The 20,642-nt window shown below is 49.5% G+C and carries 23 protein-coding genes; 11 read left to right on the top strand and 12 right to left on the bottom strand.

Going from position 1 to position 20,642, the window contains the following annotated elements; genetic code table 11:
* Nucleotides 1-172 precede the first annotated feature (172 nt).
* Nucleotides 173-661, top strand: coding sequence for a sterol desaturase family protein (locus ACYVC2_RS26985; protein ID WP_461107805.1), 489 nt, complete (start codon nt 173-175; stop codon nt 659-661).
* A 151-nt stretch (nt 662-812) separates the two neighbouring features.
* Here the strand turns inward: ACYVC2_RS26985 and ACYVC2_RS26990 are convergent, their stop codons facing one another.
* The gene (locus ACYVC2_RS26990) at nt 813-1,034 is read right to left on the bottom strand and encodes a DUF2795 domain-containing protein (RefSeq protein ID WP_009284883.1); all 222 of its coding nucleotides are present in this window, start codon (nt 1,032-1,034) and stop codon (nt 813-815) included.
* Between the two features lie 244 nt (nt 1,035-1,278).
* Between ACYVC2_RS26990 and ACYVC2_RS26995 the strand changes: the two genes are divergently transcribed.
* Nucleotides 1,279-2,037 carry a copper homeostasis protein CutC gene (locus ACYVC2_RS26995; RefSeq protein WP_461107807.1) on the top strand — a complete coding sequence of 253 codons (759 nt, stop codon included), beginning with the start codon at nt 1,279-1,281 and terminating at the stop codon, nt 2,035-2,037.
* Here the strand turns inward: ACYVC2_RS26995 and purU are convergent.
* Nucleotides 2,006-2,836 (bottom strand): formyltetrahydrofolate deformylase, encoded by an 831-nt coding sequence (gene purU / locus ACYVC2_RS27000; protein ID WP_461108122.1) that lies wholly within the window; start codon nt 2,834-2,836, stop codon nt 2,006-2,008. The two genes, ACYVC2_RS26995 and purU, sit on opposite strands and share 32 nt — an antisense overlap.
* 112 nt (nt 2,837-2,948) lie before the next feature.
* On the opposite strand from purU, the gene ACYVC2_RS27005 reads away from it, so the two are divergent.
* The 3 genes from ACYVC2_RS27005 to mog all read left to right on the top strand — a co-directional run bounded on the left by ACYVC2_RS27005 (nt 2,949) and on the right by mog (nt 6,456).
* Nucleotides 2,949-3,926: an isoaspartyl peptidase/L-asparaginase family protein gene (locus ACYVC2_RS27005; protein ID WP_461107809.1), complete on the top strand. Its 978-nt coding sequence runs from the start codon at nt 2,949-2,951 to the stop codon at nt 3,924-3,926.
* Nucleotides 3,927-4,019: 93 nt separating this feature from the next.
* The gene (locus ACYVC2_RS27010) at nt 4,020-5,840 is read left to right on the top strand and encodes a glycosyltransferase (protein ID WP_461107811.1); all 1,821 of its coding nucleotides are present in this window, start codon (nt 4,020-4,022) and stop codon (nt 5,838-5,840) included.
* 91 nt (nt 5,841-5,931) lie between these two features.
* Complete coding sequence (mog, locus tag ACYVC2_RS27015; protein ID WP_461107813.1) at nt 5,932-6,456, top strand: molybdopterin adenylyltransferase; 525 nt, start codon at nt 5,932-5,934, stop codon at nt 6,454-6,456.
* Nucleotides 6,457-6,641: 185 nt separating this feature from the next.
* Here mog and ACYVC2_RS27020 read toward each other — a convergent pair whose 3' ends face one another.
* Nucleotides 6,642-7,838 (bottom strand): anhydro-N-acetylmuramic acid kinase, encoded by a 1,197-nt coding sequence (locus tag ACYVC2_RS27020; RefSeq protein WP_461107815.1) that lies wholly within the window; start codon nt 7,836-7,838, stop codon nt 6,642-6,644.
* Between the two features lie 75 nt (nt 7,839-7,913).
* Between ACYVC2_RS27020 and ACYVC2_RS27025 the strand changes: the two genes are divergently transcribed.
* The 3 genes from ACYVC2_RS27025 to ACYVC2_RS27035 all read left to right on the top strand — a co-directional run bounded on the left by ACYVC2_RS27025 (nt 7,914) and on the right by ACYVC2_RS27035 (nt 11,163).
* On the top strand, nt 7,914-8,804 hold the full coding sequence (locus ACYVC2_RS27025) for a fructosamine kinase family protein (RefSeq protein ID WP_461107817.1): 891 nt from the start codon (nt 7,914-7,916) through the stop codon (nt 8,802-8,804).
* Nucleotides 8,805-8,876: 72 nt separating this feature from the next.
* Nucleotides 8,877-10,277 carry a DEAD/DEAH box helicase gene (locus ACYVC2_RS27030; protein WP_461107819.1) on the top strand — a complete coding sequence of 467 codons (1,401 nt, stop codon included), beginning with the start codon at nt 8,877-8,879 and terminating at the stop codon, nt 10,275-10,277.
* Nucleotides 10,278-10,350: 73 nt separating this feature from the next.
* Nucleotides 10,351-11,163: a tetratricopeptide repeat protein gene (locus tag ACYVC2_RS27035; RefSeq protein ID WP_461107821.1), complete on the top strand. Its 813-nt coding sequence runs from the start codon at nt 10,351-10,353 to the stop codon at nt 11,161-11,163.
* Between the two features lie 23 nt (nt 11,164-11,186).
* Here the strand turns inward: ACYVC2_RS27035 and ACYVC2_RS27040 are convergent, their stop codons facing one another.
* On the bottom strand, nt 11,187-12,206 hold the full coding sequence (locus ACYVC2_RS27040) for a toxin-antitoxin system YwqK family antitoxin (RefSeq protein WP_461107823.1): 1,020 nt from the start codon (nt 12,204-12,206) through the stop codon (nt 11,187-11,189).
* Nucleotides 12,207-12,323: 117 nt separating this feature from the next.
* Between ACYVC2_RS27040 and fcl the strand changes: the two genes are divergently transcribed.
* Entirely contained in the window at nt 12,324-13,265 is a 942-nt protein-coding gene (gene fcl, locus ACYVC2_RS27045; protein ID WP_461107825.1) for a GDP-L-fucose synthase, read from the top strand.
* Between the two features lie 59 nt (nt 13,266-13,324).
* Here the strand turns inward: fcl and ACYVC2_RS27050 are convergent, their stop codons facing one another.
* Nucleotides 13,325-13,957: an acetyltransferase gene (locus ACYVC2_RS27050; protein ID WP_461107827.1), complete on the bottom strand. Its 633-nt coding sequence runs from the start codon at nt 13,955-13,957 to the stop codon at nt 13,325-13,327.
* Nucleotides 13,958-14,069: 112 nt separating this feature from the next.
* Here ACYVC2_RS27050 and ACYVC2_RS27055 point away from each other — a divergent pair, with 112 nt between their 5' ends.
* Complete coding sequence (locus ACYVC2_RS27055) at nt 14,070-14,906, top strand: UDP-2,3-diacylglucosamine diphosphatase (RefSeq protein ID WP_461107829.1); 837 nt, start codon at nt 14,070-14,072, stop codon at nt 14,904-14,906.
* Between the two features lie 12 nt (nt 14,907-14,918).
* A complete protein-coding gene (locus ACYVC2_RS27060; RefSeq protein ID WP_461107831.1) occupies nt 14,919-16,064 on the top strand; it encodes a glycosyltransferase family protein in 1,146 nt (381 codons plus the stop codon).
* Here the strand turns inward: ACYVC2_RS27060 and ACYVC2_RS27065 are convergent.
* The 7 genes from ACYVC2_RS27065 to ACYVC2_RS27095 form a co-directional block, all read right to left on the bottom strand.
* Nucleotides 16,059-16,883, bottom strand: coding sequence for a Rossmann-fold NAD(P)-binding domain-containing protein (locus tag ACYVC2_RS27065; RefSeq protein ID WP_461107833.1), 825 nt, complete (start codon nt 16,881-16,883; stop codon nt 16,059-16,061). The two genes, ACYVC2_RS27060 and ACYVC2_RS27065, sit on opposite strands and share 6 nt — an antisense overlap.
* 3 nt (nt 16,884-16,886) lie before the next feature.
* On the bottom strand, nt 16,887-17,906 hold the full coding sequence (locus ACYVC2_RS27070) for an outer membrane beta-barrel protein (RefSeq protein WP_461107835.1): 1,020 nt from the start codon (nt 17,904-17,906) through the stop codon (nt 16,887-16,889).
* Nucleotides 17,903-18,820 (bottom strand): hypothetical protein, encoded by a 918-nt coding sequence (locus ACYVC2_RS27075; protein WP_461107837.1) that lies wholly within the window; start codon nt 18,818-18,820, stop codon nt 17,903-17,905. The genes ACYVC2_RS27070 and ACYVC2_RS27075 overlap by 4 nt, the downstream gene beginning before the upstream one ends.
* Nucleotides 18,789-19,397 carry an RNA polymerase sigma factor gene (locus ACYVC2_RS27080; RefSeq protein ID WP_461107839.1) on the bottom strand — a complete coding sequence of 203 codons (609 nt, stop codon included), beginning with the start codon at nt 19,395-19,397 and terminating at the stop codon, nt 18,789-18,791. Before ACYVC2_RS27080 ends, ACYVC2_RS27075 begins: the two co-directional genes overlap by 32 nt.
* A gap of 85 nt (nt 19,398-19,482) precedes the next feature.
* Nucleotides 19,483-19,860, bottom strand: coding sequence for a DUF983 domain-containing protein (locus ACYVC2_RS27085; RefSeq protein WP_461107841.1), 378 nt, complete (start codon nt 19,858-19,860; stop codon nt 19,483-19,485).
* On the bottom strand, nt 19,811-20,086 hold the full coding sequence (locus ACYVC2_RS27090) for a hypothetical protein (RefSeq protein WP_461107843.1): 276 nt from the start codon (nt 20,084-20,086) through the stop codon (nt 19,811-19,813). The genes ACYVC2_RS27085 and ACYVC2_RS27090 overlap by 50 nt, the downstream gene beginning before the upstream one ends.
* Nucleotides 20,087-20,099: 13 nt before the next feature.
* A complete protein-coding gene (locus ACYVC2_RS27095; RefSeq protein WP_461107845.1) occupies nt 20,100-20,642 on the bottom strand; it encodes a DUF420 domain-containing protein in 543 nt (180 codons plus the stop codon).

Raw genomic sequence — 20,642 nt, forward strand, 5'->3', positions numbered from 1 at the left:
TTTCCACAAACATGCAAGTATTCGATTCGAATCTCTACTTTTGGCCGTAAAGTCGACTTATTATCGCCAACTTTTCCGTTGTATAAACCGTTAGTAGATCAATGAAATCGGATAAACAGATCGGCTTTGAGAGACTAAATCCGGTTTATTCTCTACTTTAAGAAACGCTAAAATGCTGATAAACGTTGCCTTGGTTCTGGGAACTTTCCTTTTTATGGAGGGTGTCGCGTGGTTCACGCACAAATACGTTATGCATGGCTTTTTGTGGAGCTGGCACCACGATCACCACAACCATCACAAAGGGTTTTTTGAAATAAACGATCTGTTTGCCGTAGTGTTTGCCTTGACGGCCATCGCACTGATCGGCACGGGTGTTGCTTATCCGGAACTGGATTTTTTGACCTGGATTGGCGCGGGGGTAACCCTATACGGTTTTTTCTACTTCGTATTTCACGATATCATTGTTCACCGGCGGGTAAAAGTAAAGCTGGATACCAGCGGTCGGTATATGCAGCGGATCATGCGGGCGCACTATATCCACCACAAAGTGCACACTAAAGAAGGTGCTGAAGCATTTGGGTTTTTATATGCCCCTAAAAAATACGATCGCCCCGTCAGAAAGTCGGTCAGCAGTCAGGAGCCGGAGCCGGGCAAAAGCTAAGCACCACGAAGTTTTGTTTGCCTGAGATGGGATGAAAATTACTTCGATTTCAGGTGCTTATCAGGCGAATTTCAGCCCACGAAAGGGACATAAAAAAGGCGTAATTACCCTGTGAGGATTACGCCTTTTTTGTTTGAAACGACCCAATCGATCAATATTCGTCTTCGTTGAAAAAGAAGTCATCTTTCGTTGGATAATCTGGCCAGATTTCTTCAATACTTTCGTACGGCTGACCATCGTCTTCGAGTTCCTGTAAGTTCTCAACGACTTCGAGAGGTGCCCCGGAACGGATCGAATAATCAATCAATTCATCTTTGGTGGCAGGCCAGGGGGCATCTTCCAGATAGGATGCCAGTTCAAGAGTCCAGTACATAGTGCGTTCTTTTTAAAGACAATTTCAATGAGGGTGCAAAAGTAAAAAAACAGTTAATATGCAAGCTATTTTACGCAAAAATGTTCACAATTACTATTGTACCGGGATTTAGGCGATTAACGCACAAAAACAGCGATTGTTTATATCCGCTCAAATAAATTTTCAGGCTCGAAATTCGACGGGTGTTCTTTCTAATTTCGGCCTGCGTATTATTGACTTCATCACTCATCTACCAAGACGATTTATGCTCATCGAAATTTGTGCTTATTCCCTTGATTCCTGTTTGACGGCACAGCGCGCCGGAGCCGGCCGGGTCGAGCTATGTGGCGGTTTAGCCGAAGGAGGTACAACGCCCAGCGCGGGCCTGATCCAACTGGTTCGTCAGCATCTGACTATCCCATTTTACGTGATGATTCGGCCGCGCGGAGGGGATTTCCTGTACACGAAGAATGAACTGGCCGTTATGAAAGCCGATATCGAAATGGCCAAAACACTGGGCGCAGACGGTATCGTTCTGGGTATGTTACAGCCCAATGGAACTGTAGACGAATTGCGGACCCGGCAACTTATTGAGCTGGCCGATCCTTTACCGGTCACTTTCCACCGTGCGTTCGACATGACCCGCGATCCGCTCGAAGCGCTCGAAGCCGTTATCCGCACGGGTGCCGTCCGCATCCTGACCTCTGGCCAGCAACAGACCGTTGAACTTGGGCTGCCAATCTTGGACCAGTTGGTCCGGAAAGCAGCGAATCGCATTGAAATTATGGCCGGTGCCGGTGTGAATGGGAACAATGCAGCGCTACTGATTGAGACCGGGGTCGATGCGTTACACCTGAGCGGCAGCACGAAAGAAGACAGCCGGATGGTATACCGACAGCCGCTGGTATCGATGGCGACCAGCCTGCCCAGTGAGTACGAATACGTAGAAGCGGACGAAGAAAAGATTCGGGCGGTGATCCGGCAGGCTGCTCTTACAGCACAATCGCCCGATTTCCGGAAATAAAAACCCGATCATTGAATACGAGCTTCAGAGCCTGGGATAGCACAATTTTCTCGACGTCTTTGCCCTCGGTAGCCATGTCGGCCGCCGTGCGCCGATGATCGACGTCTTTCACGTCCTGCGCAATGATGGGGCCTTCGTCGAGGTCGTTGTTCACAAAATGGGCCGTAGCTCCTATAATTTTCACTCCACGCTCGTAGGCTTGTCGATACGGGTTAGCTCCCACAAAAGCGGGGAGAAAAGAGTGATGTATATTAATGATCCGATCAGGAAACTGATTAACAAAAGCAGGCGATAACACACGCATATATTTCGCCAGCACCAGATACTCGGGTTGATAAATGGTCAGCGTACGCAGAATAGCCGCTTCATGTTCTTCGCGGGTTTTGTCTTCATGAGAAATGTAATGAAACGGAATCCCGAACTTACTGACTAGTGGTTGCAGCACATTGTAATTGCTCACAACGGCCAGGATATCGGCGTCCAGTTCATCGAAAGCGTAGCGAATCAACAATTCGCCCAGGCAGTGATGCTCTTTGGTTACCATCACTACTATATTTTTCTTTCGTTTGGGGTTCAGGCGAAATGTAATTCCAGCGGTTTCTTCCTGGCCGGGAGTAGGCAGCGTCGCTTTCAATTCAGTCAGTAAGGCATGGCTATCGAACGTACCTTCGAATTCAGTACGCATAAAAAATCGCCCCGACGGACTTACGTATTCATCATTATGAATAATGTTCAGATTGTGGCGAAACAGTACACCCGTTACGTGATAAATCAGGCCTTTACTGTCAGGGCCATCCATCAATAATATGTGTTTGGCAGGGAGCGTCATACAGGGTTTTGAATTAATTGATTAAAAGTAGCAAATGCCAACCGTTTATTCCTTTATTTTGGGCCATAAGCCGCCCATACCTATGATCAATCGACGTCGTTTTTTAACCCTTAGCTCACTGGCGGGGTTGATTCCTTCTCTTCCCTTCAGGCCCTTCAACGCAGTTGCCAACTCTCAGCCCAGTAATACGCTTGCTCTTGAACCTGTGGTCATCTCGACTTGGAAACAACCCAAAGCCAATGCAGCCGCTCAGACCGTACTGGATCGGGGCGGGCGGTCGCTGGATGCCGTAGAAGCCGGCGTACGAATACCTGAAGCGGACCCTGAGGATATGAGTGTCGGCTACGGCGGCCGCCCCGACCGCGATGGGCATGTTACGCTCGATGCCTGTATTATGGATGAAAAAGGCAACGCGGGTTCCGTAACGTTTCTGGAACACATCATGCACCCTATCTCCGTGGCGCGAGCTGTTATGGAAAAAACCCCCCATGTAATGCTGAGTGGTGAAGGAGCCTTAACCTTTGCGTTGTCGCAGGGATTCGAGAAGCAAAATCTGCTCACCAAAAAAGCAGAAAAGGAATGGCGCGAATGGCTCAAAACAGCCAAATACAAGCCGATTGCGAACATCGAGCGCCATGATACAATCGGTATGTTAGCGATCGACAGCCAGGGCAACTTGTCTGGCGCCTGTACAACCAGTGGTTTAGCCTATAAAATGCGGGGGCGTGTCGGCGATTCACCCATTATCGGTGCGGGTTTGTTCGTCGATAATGAAATTGGCGGAGCCTGCGCAACCGGATTGGGGGAGCTGGTCATGCGGACCTGTGGCTCATTTCTGGTGGTTGAGCTGATGCGGCAGGGACGAACCCCGCAGCAAGCCTGCGAGGAAGCCGCCCTGCGGATCGTTAAAAAACAGGATTATAAAGATATACAGGTCGGTTTTCTGGCCATAAACAAGCAGGGACAATACGGGGCCTATAGTATTCAGCCTGGCTTTAACTATACCCTGTCGCGTAATCGGAAGACCGAGGTGACAGACGCAAAATCATACCTGAAATAAACAAGTTTTTCTTTTTTTGTTTATGTACTTAATTGCAATTCGTTAAGCAAGGATCACCCGTACTAAACTTTCTATTTAAAATCAGGCATAACATTGGAATCGGTATTTTCAACATCGAAGCGGAAGCTCCTACTCGAGGTCGCCTGGGAGGTGTGCAATCAGGTAGGTGGAATTTATACGGTTATCCGGTCGAAAGTACCAGCGATGGTCGAAAAATGGGACGATAACTACGTAGCACTGGGTCCGTATTTTCCGCAGCGGGCAGCCGCCGAATTCGAACCCATTACCGAATCCGACGAGACTGAAATCGGCCAGACGGTCCGGAAAATGCGGCAGTTGGGCTTCCACGTCGAGTACGGCTATTGGCTGGTTACGGGACGGCCCCGCGTAGTTTTGTTCGACATCAACAGCATCCATACAGCGCAGCTCAATCAGATAAAAACGCGTTTATGGGTTAATTACCAGCTCTCCACGCTGTACATAGAAGACCTTGTCAATCAGACCATTGCTTTTGGCGAAATGGTCCGGCTGTTCATTACTCTTCTGGCCGAAGACCACTCCCGTCGGGTCGATTTTGTAGCGCATTTTCACGAATGGATGGCCAGTACCGGCCTGCCTGACCTTCGTCGGGAGAATGTAAAAGTAGCCACCGTATTTACGACCCACGCTACCATGCTTGGGCGCTACCTGGCTCAGAACGAGCCCGGCTTCTACGGCAAGCTCCCTTTTTTCGACTGGAAGCGGGAAGCCCAGCATTATAACATTGAAACCCAGGCGACCATCGAGCGACTGGCAGCCCTACAAGCACACGTGTTTACAACCGTCAGCGATGTAACGGCTCGGGAGTGCGAAGTTTTTCTGGGTCGCAATCCTGATTTAGTCCTGCCCAATGGCCTGAATGTTACCCGCTTTGCGGCTGTTCACGAATTCCAGAATTTACACGTCCGGTATAAACAAAAGATTCATGAATTTGTCATGGGCCACTTTTTCCAGAGCTATTCGTTCGATCTGGAAAAAACCCTGTATTTTTTCACGTCGGGCCGATTTGAGTTCACGAATAAAGGCTATGACCTTACGCTCGAAGCACTCGCCCGCCTAAACTATCGGATGCGGGAAGCTAACATGGACACCACCGTGGTCATGTTTATGGTGACCAAGCAGCCCTACACCTCTATCAATCCGGATGTTCTGCACTCACGGGCGCTGCTCGATGAGATTCAGGAGACTTGCGAAAGCATCGAAAAGCAGGTGGGTGAGCGTTTATTCCACGCAGCGGCTTCCAATACGCAAAGCAATTCGCTGCCTGATCTGAATAACTTCGTTGACGACTACTGGCGGTTACGGCTACGACGTACTGTTCAAAGCTGGAAGACAAAGCACCTTCCCCCTTTCGTAACCCACAACCTGGTCAATGAAGATGATATGACGCGGTTTATCCGCCAGGCCAATCTGGTCAATAATGAATATGACCGGGTCAAGATCGTCTATCACCCTGATTTCATTGCCTCGACAAATCCACTATTTGGCCTGGATTACAGCCAATTCGTACGCGGTTGCCATCTGGGCGTTTTTCCAAGCTACTACGAACCTTGGGGGTATACCCCTTTAGAATGCGTTGTCCGGGGCATTCCGACCGTTACCAGCGATCAGTCAGGATTTGGGGATTTCATCATGCAGATCATGCGGGATTACGAAAACCGGGGCATCTACGTGATTAACCGCCGGACGCAATCGTTCAACGAAGCGGCCGACCAATTGGCCGATGTACTGTACCGGTTTGTACGCATGGCCCAGCGCGACCGCATCAAACAAAGAAACCAGGTGGAAAGCATTGCCGACGTATTTGACTGGAGTAGCCTGCGTTCGTATTACGATACCGCGCACGATTTAGCGCTGAAACGAAAAAAACCATAAGTGAATGAACAATGGCTAATGAGTAATGTATAATGCTTTCACCTCCTGCCATTATGCGTTACTCATCAGCCATTATTCATTTTTACATGTCATGATTCGAATCGGAATTATCAATGTCTCCGACCGGGCCAGCGCGGGTGTTTATGAAGACATTCCGGGCAAAGCGGTTGTGAGTTTGCTTACCGACTGGCTTACCTGCCCGTGGGAACCTGTGTACCGCGTTATTCCCGATGAGCAGGATCAGCTCGAAGCCACACTGATCGAGCTGGCAGATGGGGAAGGGTGTTGCCTGGTGGTAACGACGGGCGGAACAGGCCCGGCGCTGCGTGACGTAACCCCGGAAGCGACCGAAGCCGTCTGTCAGAAGATGATGCCCGGATTTGGGGAGCTTATGCGCCAGGAAAGCCTAAAATATGTCCCGACGGCTATTCTGTCCCGTCAGACAGCCGGCATCCGGAATCAGACGCTTATGCTGAACTTACCCGGCAAGCCCACTGCCATTGGGCAATGTTTATCGGTTGTGTTCCCAGCTATTCCGTACTGTATCGACCTGATCGGTGGGCCGTTCCTGACAACGAACGAAGAAAAAATGAAGGTTTTCAGACCGAAACAGTAAGGTAAATACGTTGCGTTGTTAAAGTGAAATAGGGTTAACTGACGTTTTTCCTTGTGATGAAGACTGTATCGTAAGAATTCGTTGTCGGGCTGTCGAAAAACACTCAATCAAGCAACTGCTCAGAAGTCAGAAAAGACACCTAATTCCTGTTCGCTGATGTATTATGGGCTTAAGTCCGCGATACACTAGGTCGGAAAACTTATTTTCCCCATCGTTACGCTCGGAACCCCCTGCCGTTCTCCAAAAAATGTAGCTCCGCCGGCCAGGCTTTCATTGGCCAGTACCGCAAACAGAACGGCTTCCTTCGCATCGCCACTAATACCCAGTTCGTCAGTGCGGCCAAAAGTAGCGTTTGGTAGCTGCCGCTGTATAGCACTGGTCAGAACCGGATTGTGCATGCCTCCCCCACTCATATAAACTCGGTATAGCATGCCTGGTTGCATGACCCGACGGATCGCATCCGCAATGGTATCGGCGCTGAACTGCACAAGCGTTGCCATCAGATCGGCAGCAGACAGTTGCTGAGTCTGGCTGCGAACCTGCGCTTCGTTGACGTAGGCAGCGTTGAAAACCTCAGGGCCGGTCGTTTTTGGGAAAGACGCGTCGAAAAACGGATTCGTTTTCAATGCCTGAAGTAAGGCAGGATTTACTCGGCCTTGAGCGGCTAGTTGCCCATTTTCATCATAAGATTTATTGAGTAACATGCGGGCGTAAGCATCCAGCAGAGTATTACCTGGTCCTGTATCAGTGGTGAATACCTCGCCGGCATTTCCATCGGCTGGTAGGTAAGTAAAGTTCGCAATACCGCCCATATTGAGCAGAAGGCGGTTCTCTCCCGGTTGAGAGAATATAAAATAATCGCCGTACACGGCCAATGGTGCTCCTTCACCACCATGAGCGATGTGTTTCTGCCGGAAATCACTCACCGTAAGAATCCCCGTTACGGCCGCCAGGTGATCCCCATCGCCAATTTGTAGGGTTGCATTCGGAAACTTATCGTGCCGGTGTTGCTTTTTAGGGGCATGATATACCGTTTGGCCATGGCTGGCAATGGTGTCGATTTCGGTAGGCTGGATATTCCATTCGCGCAGGCAATCGAGCACCATCTGGCCGTGTAACTGGCCGATATATGGATTCAATAAACAAAGCCGCTCGAAATCGATTTCTTTTTTAGCGAACACCGTACGGATCTCGGCTTTCAGGTCGTCGGTATACGGAACCGTAGCGAACCGTTCGAGCGTAACCCGCGTAGCAGGTCCGCTGTTTGCCATTCGGCAGAGTGCTACATCGAGGCCATCGAGAGAAGTACCCGACATCAGTCCGATAATCCGGCGCTCGGGTTTGCCGGCAATGTCGTATAAATGCTGAATTTGCGAATTCATAACTCAGTAGCTGGTAATTTTGGGTGGTTCAGAAAGGCCCAGCGCCTACTGAAACGATCACTACGCAAATAAAGCATGGATTTCTGGGGCGACGAGCAATTCTCATTTTTTGAAAGCATTCTGTTCTCGGCGTTGGGCCACACCGTCGACGTTATCGAAACTCAGTTCGTGTCCGGGGGGGACATCAATACCGCAGCGCGGGTATTTTCGTCGGAGGGCGTTTTTTTTGTCAAATGGAATCAGTTTGAACAGCACGAGCATTCAGCTATGTTCGAAGCAGAAGCCCGTGGGCTGGATTTGCTCCGCCAAACCGACGCTCTACAGATTCCGCAAGTGATTGGCTATGGACAGCAGGGTGGCAAATCTTATCTGATTCTGGAATTCATCGAATCGGGCAAACCTAATAAAGCGTATTGGGAAGCGCTCGGCCAGTCGCTGGCGGTGATACACTCCCATACGCAACCTAAATTTGGGCTGAATTTCGACAACTTCATCGGGTCGTTACCTCAGCAGAACACCCTCACGACCAATGGCTATGATTTTTTCTTCGATCATCGTCTGTTACCTCTAGCTGGCTTAGCGCTCTATAAGGGTTTGCTGGAAAAACCAACCTACGATGCGCTTTTACGCCTGCGGGCTCAGTTGTCCGACCTCATTCCAAACGAACGGCCTGCGTTACTCCACGGTGATCTTTGGTCGGGAAATGTGTTGGTCAACGAAGATCAACAACCTGCGCTGATCGACCCCGCTGTTTATTACGGGTTTCGCGAAGCCGAGCTTGCCTTTACCAAACTCTTCGCGGGTTTCGACGATCATTTTTACGCTGCCTACGACGAAGCTTACCCACTTCAGCCCGGCTTCGACGAACGGGTTTCTCTTTATAATCTCTATCCATTACTGGTCCATGTGAATCTGTTTGGCTCAGGCTACGTTAGTGCAGTGGAACGGATAGTAAAACCGTTCTGAAAGTCGATCGATACCAGTCGGTAGAACCGATGTTCAGGACTGATTATCGACCCCACTGACTACCGATATCCTATGGAAATTACTTCTTTCGAGCAGTTTGAGCTGAATCGGCAACTACTCAACGCGGTCGCCGATCTTGGCTATGCCGAACCGACCCCTATCCAGCAGCAAACAATTACACTCAGCCTGGGCAACCACGATATTCTGGGTATTGCGCAAACAGGAACCGGCAAAACAGCGGCTTATCTGCTCCCACTGCTCATGAAAATCAAATATGCGCAGGGAACAAATCCAAGAGCCCTGATCCTGGCCCCAACGCGCGAACTGGTAATTCAGATCAACGAAGCCGTCAGTGAACTGGGGAAGTATACCGGCCTGCGGCATTTGGCGCTATATGGCGGCCTCGGACCGAAGACCCAGATCGAAACACTTCGCAAGGGCGTCGATCTGCTGGTAGCGACGCCTGGGCGCTTTATGGACCTGTACCGCTTGGGTGAAATCGTGACGAAAGATATTCGCACCATGGTTCTCGACGAAGCCGATAAGATGATGGATATGGGTTTTATGCCCCAGATCCGCTCGATTCTGGAAGTCATACCCAGCAAACGTCAGAATCTATTGTTTTCGGCGACTTTCGGTGGACGGGTCGAGAAGCTGTCGGCTGAGTTTCTGGAAGCCCCGATTAAGATTGAGGTTACGCCACAGGCCTCAACCGCCGATATGGTGAGCCAGGTTATTTACGAAGTGCCTAATTTCAGGACGAAAATCAATCTGCTGGATTATCTGATCGGCCAGGACCGTTTCCAGCGGGTCATCATCTTTGCCCGCTCCAAAAGTACGGCCGAGAACATCTACAAATTTCTGGCGCGTAAAGTAATCGAGTCCGACCAGATTCGGGTGATTCATGCCAACAAGGGTCAGAACACGCGGATTAATGCCATGGATGCGTTCAGGGAAGGCAATATTCGGGTATTGGTTGCCACAGACGTCGCTTCTCGGGGAATCGACGTAGCGCAGGTAAGCCACGTCATCAACTTCGATCTGCCTCTGATCTACGAAGATTATGTCCACCGGATTGGTCGTACCGGTCGGGCCAATCGCACGGGAGAAGCCATCACCTTTCTGACCATTGCGGAAGAATATCACGTACAGAAGATTGAAAAAATCATCCGTATGACCATTCCCCGGCAACCGCTTCCCCCGCAGGTTGAGGTCACGGAAACTCCTTTTGATGAACAGCAGGCCATGCTACGCGAAATAGACGAGCAGCGTCGAAAGGAAGACCCTACCTTTTTAGGGGCTTTTCATGATAAGAAAGTAAAGCATTTATCCGGTGCCAAAACCCGGACCGGGTCAAAAAACAAAACGACAGCGCAGCCTCCCAAAGCCCGGGCCAAAGCTTTCCATTCAAAATCGGGGGAGTCAGTAAAAAGCAGGTCGGGTGGCTCGAATCCGCGTAAGGGCCGACGTTAATTTACTGACAATGTACTAAGCAGACGCGCACTTTCGTTTTATCGAGACACGCACCGTGGTGTACTGAATTTATATGATCGTTCGGATGTATCTGATACAATGGACTTTAGTTGCGTTACCGTTTTTTGCGGCAGCCCAGTCTAAACAGTTCGTTACCTCGGCGCGTTCAGGCGACTCTGTCCGCCAGTCTCGGACAACAGACACGCCCACCGAAACGATTGCCCGACCAACGGAAGCAGGCTCGACCGACAAAGCCGTTCTAACGCGCGAGGCCCTGAATGTACTTCCACTTTTTGGGGAGCGTCCGAAAACGGCAGATCAGATCGGCGATGAAATCCATTTTTTAAACGATTGCGACCGAAATTTCGCCAACCGGACGGAAGCTAGTAACTTCTTTGCCGATCGGGGTTGGGATTACATAACCAGTCGGCAATTAGACACGGCGGCTTACCGCTTTAACCTGGCCTGGTTGCTGAACGACCACAACCCCGATGCCTACTGGGGATTAGGCGTAGTCTGTTACCAGAAAAATCAATTGCCCGATGCCATTCGACTCTTAAAACGAGGGCTTGCCCTGGCCGACAGTAATGTTGCTCTGATGACCGATCTGGCTACGCTCGAAATTAAGCATTATCAGGATAAAGCCAGTACCGACGTATTGGCCGATGCCGAAAATCATCTACAGCGAGCTATAGCCCTTAGTGCTGCCAATGCGGTGTACATCCAGAAACTTTCGGTCGTGTATTTTTTGAGAGCGGATTATGCCAAGGCATGGGAGTATTTTCACCAGGCCTATCATCTCGACTCGTCTTCGCTCGATTTAGGGTATCTGGATGAGTTGCTGGCCAAACTGCCCGACCCCAAGGGAGTATTTAAGAGCCGATAGCTGGCTACGGTCGATTTTGCCGGTTAATTCTCGGTTTCGTCTTCCTGAATAACTTTTTCCTTTGCCCGTTCGTAGGTGACTTTGCCTTTTTCGTCCCATTCGGTGATGGTGTAAGGCTCAAATTCCGTATCCCATCGATCACTGGCATACTGCGTCAGTTTCCGACGCATCCGCCGACCGCTCGGGTTGATGGGATAGTATTCCGTCCAGCGACCGATTTTTACCCCATTATCGTATTTTCCTTCTTCAGCCAGTAACCCATTGGGATGAAAAGCCGTGTAAGTCCCTTTAATTTTTCCGTACTCCATCGGAATGATTTCTTTGATCCGATGATGGGTCGAATCGTAATAAGTTATCTGCGATTCCGCCGGTACACCCCGGTGCCAGTATGTTTTATCCGTGAGCATGAACTTGGCATCGTATTTTTCCCAGCGTCCGTCTTTCATGCCTGCGTAGTAATAGCCCTCTTCTATCAGAGCATCGTTCTGGTAACGTCTGTAAGGCCCGTGCAGCAATAGCCCACTCCCTTCGTCTTTGACGATAGAGTTGGTTACGCGATTCGATTTCTGAAAATAGCGGTAAACATCCCGAACATAGGGCAATGGCTTGACGGCATCGTTGTCGCGCAGCACGTTGAATTCTTCTATAATGGTTCGGTCGCCACTACCAAACTTGGTGTAGGCCTTGACCATAGACAATCCTTCGTACTCGGTCTTAGCCAGTTTACGCTTACTCTTGCGGTCGGCCTTTAATTTTTTGAGTTGTTTTACCTTCAACCCCAGATCGGGCATGATACCGGCCAGATAAGCATCTTTCTGTTCTTTCAACGAGGTCATACTCGGCAGCCCAAGAGTGGTGAGCGAGGCCGGTCCCGATGAAAAAGGAGATGCCGGAGCACCCGTAGGAACGAGCACTGGTTTTGTGGCTGTGGTAAGCGAAGCTGGGCCAGTTCCGACGCCGGACGTCTGTGCCCATACCACCGACGAACCCACGCCGATGAGAACCAAAAACGAAATCAGTGCTTTCAATTTGACGGGAAACATGATGTAAGCAAACGATTGGAACCTGAAGTTTGTTACTTTTGCAACGCTTAGTAAACTCATATTATTTTATCAACCTGTCCGCCTAACTGTCTGGTGGTTTGTTAATTATAAATTCTCGTGGAAAAACAGGCCCGCATTTATGTTGCCGGACACCGGGGTATGGTGGGTTCGGCTCTTGTTCGCAAGCTCCAAGCCGAAGGCTACACTAACATCATTACACGCACTTCATCCGAACTGGACTTACGCAATCAGGCGGCTGTAGCCGACTTTTTTGCTCAGGAACGCCCCGATTATGTCTTTCTGGCAGCCGCTAAAGTAGGGGGTATTTTAGCCAATAATATCTACCGGGCTGAATTTTTGTATGATAACGTTATGATTGAATCGAATATCATTCATAGTGCCTATCAAACAGAAGTTAAGAAGTTACTGTTCCTGGGTTCGTCCTGTATTTATCCGAAACTGGCTCCGCAGCCGCTCAAGGAAGAATACTTGCTCAGTGGCTTTCTCGAATCGACCAATGAACCGTATGCTATCGCTAAAATAACCGGGATCAAGTTGTGTGAGGCCTACCGGAGTCAGTATGGATGTGATTTTATTTCGGCCATGCCTACCAATCTGTATGGCCCCAACGATAATTATGACCTACAGGGCTCACACGTGTTGCCCGCGCTGATCCGCAAGTTCCACGAAGCGAAAATCAACGATCAGCCTTTCGTAGAGGTTTGGGGAACAGGTTCGCCCCGGCGCGAGTTTCTGCACGCCGACGACCTAGCCGATGCCTGCTTCTTCCTGATGGAGCACTATAATGACGAGTTGTTCGTCAACATCGGTACCGGCGAAGACGTTACTATTCGGGAATTAGCCGAAATGGTGAAAGAAACCGTTGGTTATGAAGGTGAACTACGCTGGAACACCGAGAAACCCGATGGCACACCTCGTAAGCTAATGGACGTGTCGCGGCTTCATGCTATGGGCTGGAAACACACCATGGAACTTAAAGAGGGCATTGAACAGACGTATCAGGACTTCCTGGCCAATGAAGTGTTATACGTCGAATAATAGGTAGCTGTTCGTACGTAGTTGACTTCAGAGATCAACTACGTACGAACAATTATTTTCTAAAGGGCTTTGGCCGGATTGCCGAAGACAGTTGCATTGGCGGCCACATTCTCAACAACCACTGAGCCGGCACCGATGCGGGCGTTCTTACCGATTGTAATACCCGCCACCAGGGTTGCTCCAGTGCCAATAAAGGCTCCTTCTTCTACGGTAACTCCAGTACTTATAATACTCCCGCTCCCAACCTGAACATAATCACCAAGTTTGGCCTGGGTCTCAATAACGGCTCCAGCCTGAACAATACAGTGCTGCCCGATTTCGGCAAGTGGATTCACTATCACCGAGGCCGCAATAAGATTACCGTGGCCCAGACTGGCCATTGTGGATACCGTAGCAGTTTCATGAATGGCGTTGACAGGCTGCACCTTACGCCGTTCGTTAAGCATCTTAACCAGCCGCTTCCGCACGCGAGTGTCGCCGATAGCGATGAAGGCTTCGCATTTGTGGCCAATCAGTTTTAGAAAACCATCGTCGTCCGTTTCACCCAGTACCGACACTTCACCGAACTGGTTTCCGTGCAGGGCTTTATCATCGTCCAGGAGGCCATACACCACCACATTGTTTCGCTGAAACAGGTCTAAAGCCGTTAAGCCCAGGCTACCCGCTCCGAAAATAAGCACCGGATTCTCCATTTTCTGTGGTTTGTTAAGTCAATATGAACAAAGGCTCTTGCAGAGCTATATTCTTGTCAATTTGGTAACATTTCAATAAATCCTACTTCATGGTTGACGTATAGCTTCGTCCATGCAAGTCAGCACTCAATTCCGCACAATTGTGCTTTCCGACATTCACCTCGGCACAGCGGGCTCTAAAGCAAAGGAGGCTACGGAATTCCTACGGAATTATTCCTGTCAGAAGCTGATTCTCAATGGCGACATTGTGGATGGCTGGCAATTGAAGCAGTACGGCACCTGGAAGCGGAAACATACTGCTTTTTTTAAAACGGTTTTAAAGCAAATCGTTCATTATAATACAAAAGTTGTTTACCTGCGCGGGAATCATGATGATTTTCTAGATCAGATCATGCCCCTCAAAGTGGGCCGGAATTTCTCGATCCGCAAAGATTACACGCTAACGTCAGGAGTTAGGAAATTTTATGTTACACACGGCGACGTGTTCGATTCGATCACGTCTCACATGAAATGGCTCGCTTATCTGGGCGACCTTGGGTATACTCTTCTACTCTGGATCAATAAGTTTTACAACAACTACCGAAGCTGGCGCGGGCTGCCTTATTACTCGCTTTCTCAACGGATTAAATCCAGAATCAAACACGCTGTCAGTTACATCTCAGATTACGAACAGAAGCTAACCGAGTTGGCCCGTGCCCGAAACTGCGATGGGATTATTTGTGGGCATATCCACCAGCCTGCCATCCGCGAGTTCGACGGGATTATATACATGAATTCGGGCGATTGGGTCGAATCATTGAGCGCTCTTGTCGAAGATCATGACGGTAACTGGAGTCTGCTGTATTATACGGCCGACCTGGCTAAAGGTGATGAACTCCCTGAAACGTACGCCAAAGACGTCAAGTCGAGCCGCTTTGAGGACAGCGGTGTACCCACTCCATTAACCTAATCCCGCTTAGTTATGCGCATTTTATTTCTAGTACAAGGTGAAGGCCGGGGGCACTTGACCCAGGCATTGTCGCTATCTCAACTACTTCAGACTGCTGGCCACGAAGTTATTGGGGCTGTAGTCGGTGTTACGGCACAACGGGACGTTCCGGCCTTTTTTTGGGAAGCCTTTCCAGCGCCCATTACGCCTATTTTTAGCCCTGGTCTGGTGTACAATGCAGGTACCAATGCGCTTGAACCGTTTAAGACTACTCTGCAGGCAATTCGGGCGATTCGTCCGTTCTGGCAAAGTCTGAAGCAGGTCCATCGACTGATCGAAACAGAGCGACCGGATGTAGTCGTTAATTTTTACGAAATGCTCGGCGGTTTAACCTACGCCTTGCTAAGTCCGTCGGTCCCTATGGTATGCATTGCTCACCAGTACATGGCTTTCCACCCCAACTTTCAGTGTCCGAAAGGCCAATGGTTTTACCGACAGGCTTTCAGGCTAAATACCCTTTTGACCTGTTTTGGAGCGCACGAATTGCTGGCCTTGTCGTTCGATAAACAGGCCGACGAACCTCGTCAGCGGTTGCGGATTGTACCACCGCTTCTACGCCAGGAAGTTACCCAATTAGCAGCGACAGACGATGAATTTCTGTTGGCTTATGTAACCCAGCCTGGTTTACAGGTTGAGATTCTGAAGGCGCACCGCCAACATCCGAATGTTCGCATCGATGGTTTTCATGCCGGAACAAAACTTGCCGACGAAGCCATCGACGACACCCTGACTTATCACGCTATCGATGGAAAGCGTTTCCTGGAGTTTATGGCACGCTGTAAAGCCATCGTTACGACGGCTGGCTTCGAGTCGGTCTGCGAAGCCGCTTATCTTGGCAAACCGGCTCTAATGATTCCACAACCTAACCATTTCGAGCAGGCTTGTAATGCAATCGATGGGCAACGCGCTGGCGTCGGGGTAGCCGCTGATGGATTTGACCTCGAAAAATTACTGGCTTATATGCCGAATTATGATTTCGAGCTTAGTAAGCGCTTTCGGGCGTGGCACGCACAGGGATATTTTTTATTTCTGGCGGCTCTCAATCGAGCCGTTACACCGAAGCGCAAATCGTCTGGTGGCTTTTTCAAGACCCGCGTTCGGCAATTACTTCGCTCATAGCCGGTACAAAAACTGAAGTGGGTCTGGGTACAAAAAGGAATAATTAGTAGCACGAATCAGTTTTTCCGGACTGATTATTTTGAAGGGAACGGGCTTCGTCGGCTGCGCAAAGTTCGGTAGCTCATACCCGAACTCTGCGCAGCTTTTTCGGTACACCGCTTCGCGGGTTGGGTGTTCTGGCGCAACGGCATTGAAGGTGCCGCTGATCCTTTGCTCAACGACAGTCGTTAACAAGCCTACTGCATCATCCCGATGAATGTAGTTTACCGGTACTGCCCCGCTGTCGACCGTCCGGCCGGACACGTATTTGCCCGGTATCCGGTTGTAGCCTACCAGCCCACCAAACCGTACAATCGTGACAACCTGTTCGGGAGCGAGACCATGAATTAGCTGCTCTGCCTCAATAAAGGCCGGTGCCGCCGACTGCGCCGGCTCTGTGACGTCGGTCTCGACCACCACTCGATTCGATTCTGGATAAACAGACGTCGAACTGATGTAAATGACATGCTGCACGGGCGATGATCGAATGGCGTTGGTCAGATGCCGGATTTGTTGTGGGTGAAACGAATCACCTAATTTTCCGGCTTTGGGGGGTATATCAATGATAACCGTATCAGCCTGGAGGAGTGCCGCCAAATCACCGACAGGCTCAGGCGACAAGGACACCAAATAAGCGTCTATATGGGCTTGTTTCAGAAGAGGTAATTTTTCTGGCGTCGTGGTACTCCCTTTTGTGAGTAATCCGGCCGTCAGAAGCCGCTCGGCCAGCGGCCACCCCACCCATCCACAACCGATAATAGAGACTGTTTTATTCAACATAGATTAGATGCCAATCCCAAATGTAAGCGTCCGTACGTCGGGGCCTTTACCATCCTGAAAGAGCGGGCTCAGATCGTATTTCACGAAAAAGCCAATCGTTCGAAAACCCAGGTGCGCTACCAACCCATAGCGATAGTCGTTCAGGTAGAAATCCGAATGCCGCCGATCTTTACTGCCATCGGCCTCTTTTACTTTTCGGTAACTATCCAGTCGATAGTTGATGTATCCACCCAGACCAATGTGACAGATTTTTCTGCCATCGGTATTGTAGAAGGTTACCCGCGGCACTACCGGTACTCCGATTGAGCAGACCGTCAGCTTACTTTTTTGCAAATCCCGGCCTGCGTCTGGGAAGCCAACGCCGGTTGGTTCTTTCTGAGCTATGTTGTTACCCTCGAACATAAAGTTGTTCCAAGCCACTTCAACGCCATAATATAGCTTCAGCGACGCGTATTTACCCCGGATGATGGTTGGCATAGCTCCCAGTGCCAGGGCAATGTAGCGCGATCCCAGGGGCTTAAGGTCGTAACTATCTTCTGGGTAAGCCGGCAATGTACTCTGCTGAATAAAATTATTCAGCCCGACACTTATGCCATAGTCGATATTCCATCGCTCGCGGTCCGATCGTCTCCGTCTCGACCGTTCATAGTCCCGGCTGTTATTACTCTGCAAGGTATTCGTTTGTGTCGTATCACCATTACTATTGATAATGATTGATACACCGTCTTTCTTTTTGGTGACGACCAGTACGGTATCTTTCAAAAAACGATCTCCGTTTTGGGAAATGGCCGCCTGACCACCCGGTACGGAATCGAGTTTCATACCCATTTCCCGCACAATTTTATTTAGATCGTAGTTCGATAAGGCCTGAATTCCCGCTTTATCGGGCGCGTAGATCACCAGCCGGGTTCGATTGGCAAACCGGATAACTAATGAATCTACCGGATTCAATGATTTTGCCTGAGTGGTTACGGTTGTCATAAGGACAAGCGCCGTAGCGATCATGCGTAGTATACCCTTCATTGTTTAGACGATTTATCTTTTTCTAAACTGTGTTTCAGACCATTATAGGCTCGCCCAAGTAAGCCCTGATCGTCGTTGGCCGCATTGTCCCGGCGTGCGAATATGTCTCCCTGCTTAAACCGCTTGACCTGTTGCCACAGGCCTGCTTTTACTTCTTTTTCGGGCTTATCGTTGGCCACTGCCAGCGTTTTCTCTTCTACAGCTTCTTTTGCTACCTGCCGGGCAGCTACCAGCGTGGCCGGCTCCTCGATCGTTACGACCAGTACACGTTCAGCAGGTGGGTTGGACTTGGTAGTGGGCATATTGTCAGCTACCTGCAGTGTAGCCACGGTAGCCGGCTTCGCTTCGGCTGCGAGGGGTGTAGACTGCCCAATCTCTGCTTCAGTTGGTTTTGTTTGCGCCAGAACCGATGTATTTGCGGCATGATCTGGCTGATGATGTGCATGCTTATGAAAATCGGCTGATTGTTCACTTGCACGAGTCGGTTGCACGATTTTCTCGGAGGCTTTGTTGGCCTGAGCTAGTTGTTCGCTTTGAATTACATCGGCGGGCACGAGAGCCGGCACTTCAGAGTATGCTTTTTCAGTTACCTGATCCGCTTTTTTTTCTTTAGGCCCGTTCATCGGCTTATAGTTAGTCCGATTAGTAGCCAGCTTTGCCCCTTCCGACACTGGATTTTGCGTCGATGGCCAGTATAGCCAGCCGAACAGGCAAACCAGTAGCAGGCAGGCAGCGGCTGCCATATAGCGTTGCAGCGCAGGGTTGCGCCAGAACACAATACGTGCTTCGGGCTTTTGCTGGCCCATACGCGCCTGCAACCGCTCAAACCCATCAGCACTTGGCGATAACGACATGTTGCTCAGCTTTCTGGCAAACAGATCGTCAATTGGCTGCTTTTCCGTGTTTTTTTCCATAATCTTCGTTCATCCCATAGCTTGGTTCCTGCTCCAGTTTTTTCAGGTTTGCCTGCAGCAATAGCCGCGCCCGACTTAGTTGCGATTTAGATGTACCCTCCGAAATACCGAGCATTTGGGCAATTTCGGCGTGGGCATATCCTTCAATGGCATATAGGTTAAATACGGTACGATATCCGTCTGGCAGTTGATTCACCAATCGTAATAAATCGTTTTCGTTGAGTGCTGTATCAGCCCATTCGTAATCTGGCTCAATGGGTACATCTTCAATAGGAATCTCCTGACGCCATTGTTTGGACTTTCGAAGAAACATCAACGATTCGGTAACCATGATGCGTCTTACCCAACCTTCGAAGCTGCCATCTTCCCGAAACTGCTCGATTTTTTCAAATACACGCATGAATCCATCGATCATTACTTCTTCGGCATCATCCCGATTGGCGCAGTAGCGAGTGCAAACGGCCAGCATTTTACCCGCAAACCGTTCATAAGCAACCTTATGAGCGCGGCTTTCACCCCGCTTCAAAGCAGCGATCAACTGCGCTTCGGTTGTAAAAAACGGTATAAGTCGAATCATTGGTGTTCAGGTTCACTGGCAAGATGCAAAACAACGGGGGGTAGGTTGCACCCGTGTAAAAAATTTCTCAAAAAAAAAGGGCTTCTCAGAGCCCTTTCACATACTTGATTCCAGCTACGTAATATAACCAGATGACGCGTGATATTCGAAAATTGACAGGAGCTATCAGGATCATGACCGGTGAGACAACGGCTGCGTAAACCCAGCCTTCCGGATCATTGGCTAAATAAAAAAGTAAAAACCCCAATATGAGTGCAACTCCGCCTGAAATAGCGTAGCTAACATACATAGCACCAATAAAATAACCCGGTTCGACTTCATAGCGCAAGCCACAATGTGGGCATAGCTCATACATATCGTCAAAACCGCGGGGGGAGTAGAACGGTTGTTTAAAAATTTTACCTTTTCTACACCTAGGACATAGCCCGTTTAACGCGGCTTGTAATTTCGAGACGTCGTCCATGCTCGCGTTTGCTTTGTCTGTACCAGAAATAACCAATCGATGCGACTAGGAGGTAAGGAGCCATCAATAAATAAAGTATACCTATATTCAGGTCCGAAGCCACTACACTACGCCCATTGCTTACTGTACTCTCTACAGTTCCCCGACACATAGCACACTGTGCCATTAGTTCCGGAGTAACGGCGAGTAGAATAATCAGAATTAACCACACGTTCCAACGTTTCATACCTCAGGTCTGATCAATGCAAGTAATAAGGTTTAATCATCAGATACACAATTACACCCGTTATACTAACGTATAACCAAATTGGGAACGCATATTTTACCGTCTGTTTGTGCTTGGCTATTTGTCCGCTCGATGCGTAGTAAACCGCTCGTAAAACAAACCAAACCACAACGATCGACAGGACGATATGCGTTATCAGCAGAAAGTAGTAAACTGGCCGTACCCATCCCTCTCCTCCGAACGGTGTAGACTCGTTGGTCAGGTGATAGAGCACATAACTTACCAGAAATAACGAGCCGAGTGTAAACGCAGTCAACATTGTGCGCTTATGGGCCTCTATTTTTTTTCGTTTTATAAAATAGAATCCCATCAGCAACAATACAGATGTTAGCGAATTGATGATTCCATTGATGTGCGGCAGATAAGTTGTCCAGTTGCCCAGATCCACTTTCTGGCGGATACCTAATAAGACTGCTACGGCAACGGGAATAGCTATAGCCAGGATATTAATCAGCCGATTGGCTTTCCGTTCCTGAACGCCCTCTAATACGTCCAT

This window comes from Spirosoma koreense (assembly GCF_054777875.1).

Excerpts from the sequence above, each read along its gene's own strand:
- ACYVC2_RS26990 (WP_009284883.1), bottom strand. The coding sequence starts at position 1,034 with ATGTACTGGACTCTTGAACTGGCATCCTATCTGGAAGATGCCCCCTGG.
- ACYVC2_RS26995 (WP_461107807.1), top strand. The coding sequence starts at position 1,279 with ATGCTCATCGAAATTTGTGCTTATTCCCTTGATTCCTGTTTGACGGCA.
- ACYVC2_RS27035 (WP_461107821.1), top strand. The coding sequence starts at position 10,351 with ATGATCGTTCGGATGTATCTGATACAATGGACTTTAGTTGCGTTACCG.
- ACYVC2_RS27055 (WP_461107829.1), top strand. The coding sequence starts at position 14,070 with ATGCAAGTCAGCACTCAATTCCGCACAATTGTGCTTTCCGACATTCAC.
- ACYVC2_RS27090 (WP_461107843.1), bottom strand. The coding sequence starts at position 20,086 with ATGAAACGTTGGAACGTGTGGTTAATTCTGATTATTCTACTCGCCGTT.
- ACYVC2_RS27065 (WP_461107833.1), bottom strand. The coding sequence starts at position 16,883 with ATGTTGAATAAAACAGTCTCTATTATCGGTTGTGGATGGGTGGGGTGG.
- ACYVC2_RS27075 (WP_461107837.1), bottom strand. The coding sequence starts at position 18,820 with ATGGAAAAAAACACGGAAAAGCAGCCAATTGACGATCTGTTTGCCAGA.
- ACYVC2_RS27020 (WP_461107815.1), bottom strand. The coding sequence starts at position 7,838 with ATGAATTCGCAAATTCAGCATTTATACGACATTGCCGGCAAACCCGAG.
- ACYVC2_RS27060 (WP_461107831.1), top strand. The coding sequence starts at position 14,919 with ATGCGCATTTTATTTCTAGTACAAGGTGAAGGCCGGGGGCACTTGACC.
- ACYVC2_RS26985 (WP_461107805.1), top strand. The coding sequence starts at position 173 with ATGCTGATAAACGTTGCCTTGGTTCTGGGAACTTTCCTTTTTATGGAG.
- ACYVC2_RS27095 (WP_461107845.1), bottom strand. The coding sequence starts at position 20,642 with ATGGACGTATTAGAGGGCGTTCAGGAACGGAAAGCCAATCGGCTGATT.
- ACYVC2_RS27030 (WP_461107819.1), top strand. The coding sequence starts at position 8,877 with ATGGAAATTACTTCTTTCGAGCAGTTTGAGCTGAATCGGCAACTACTC.
- ACYVC2_RS27025 (WP_461107817.1), top strand. The coding sequence starts at position 7,914 with ATGGATTTCTGGGGCGACGAGCAATTCTCATTTTTTGAAAGCATTCTG.
- ACYVC2_RS27005 (WP_461107809.1), top strand. The coding sequence starts at position 2,949 with ATGATCAATCGACGTCGTTTTTTAACCCTTAGCTCACTGGCGGGGTTG.
- ACYVC2_RS27070 (WP_461107835.1), bottom strand. The coding sequence starts at position 17,906 with ATGAAGGGTATACTACGCATGATCGCTACGGCGCTTGTCCTTATGACA.
- ACYVC2_RS27040 (WP_461107823.1), bottom strand. The coding sequence starts at position 12,206 with ATGTTTCCCGTCAAATTGAAAGCACTGATTTCGTTTTTGGTTCTCATC.
- purU (WP_461108122.1), bottom strand. The coding sequence starts at position 2,836 with ATGGATGGCCCTGACAGTAAAGGCCTGATTTATCACGTAACGGGTGTA.
- ACYVC2_RS27050 (WP_461107827.1), bottom strand. The coding sequence starts at position 13,957 with ATGGAGAATCCGGTGCTTATTTTCGGAGCGGGTAGCCTGGGCTTAACG.
- ACYVC2_RS27085 (WP_461107841.1), bottom strand. The coding sequence starts at position 19,860 with ATGGACGACGTCTCGAAATTACAAGCCGCGTTAAACGGGCTATGTCCT.
- ACYVC2_RS27080 (WP_461107839.1), bottom strand. The coding sequence starts at position 19,397 with ATGATTCGACTTATACCGTTTTTTACAACCGAAGCGCAGTTGATCGCT.
- mog (WP_461107813.1), top strand. The coding sequence starts at position 5,932 with ATGATTCGAATCGGAATTATCAATGTCTCCGACCGGGCCAGCGCGGGT.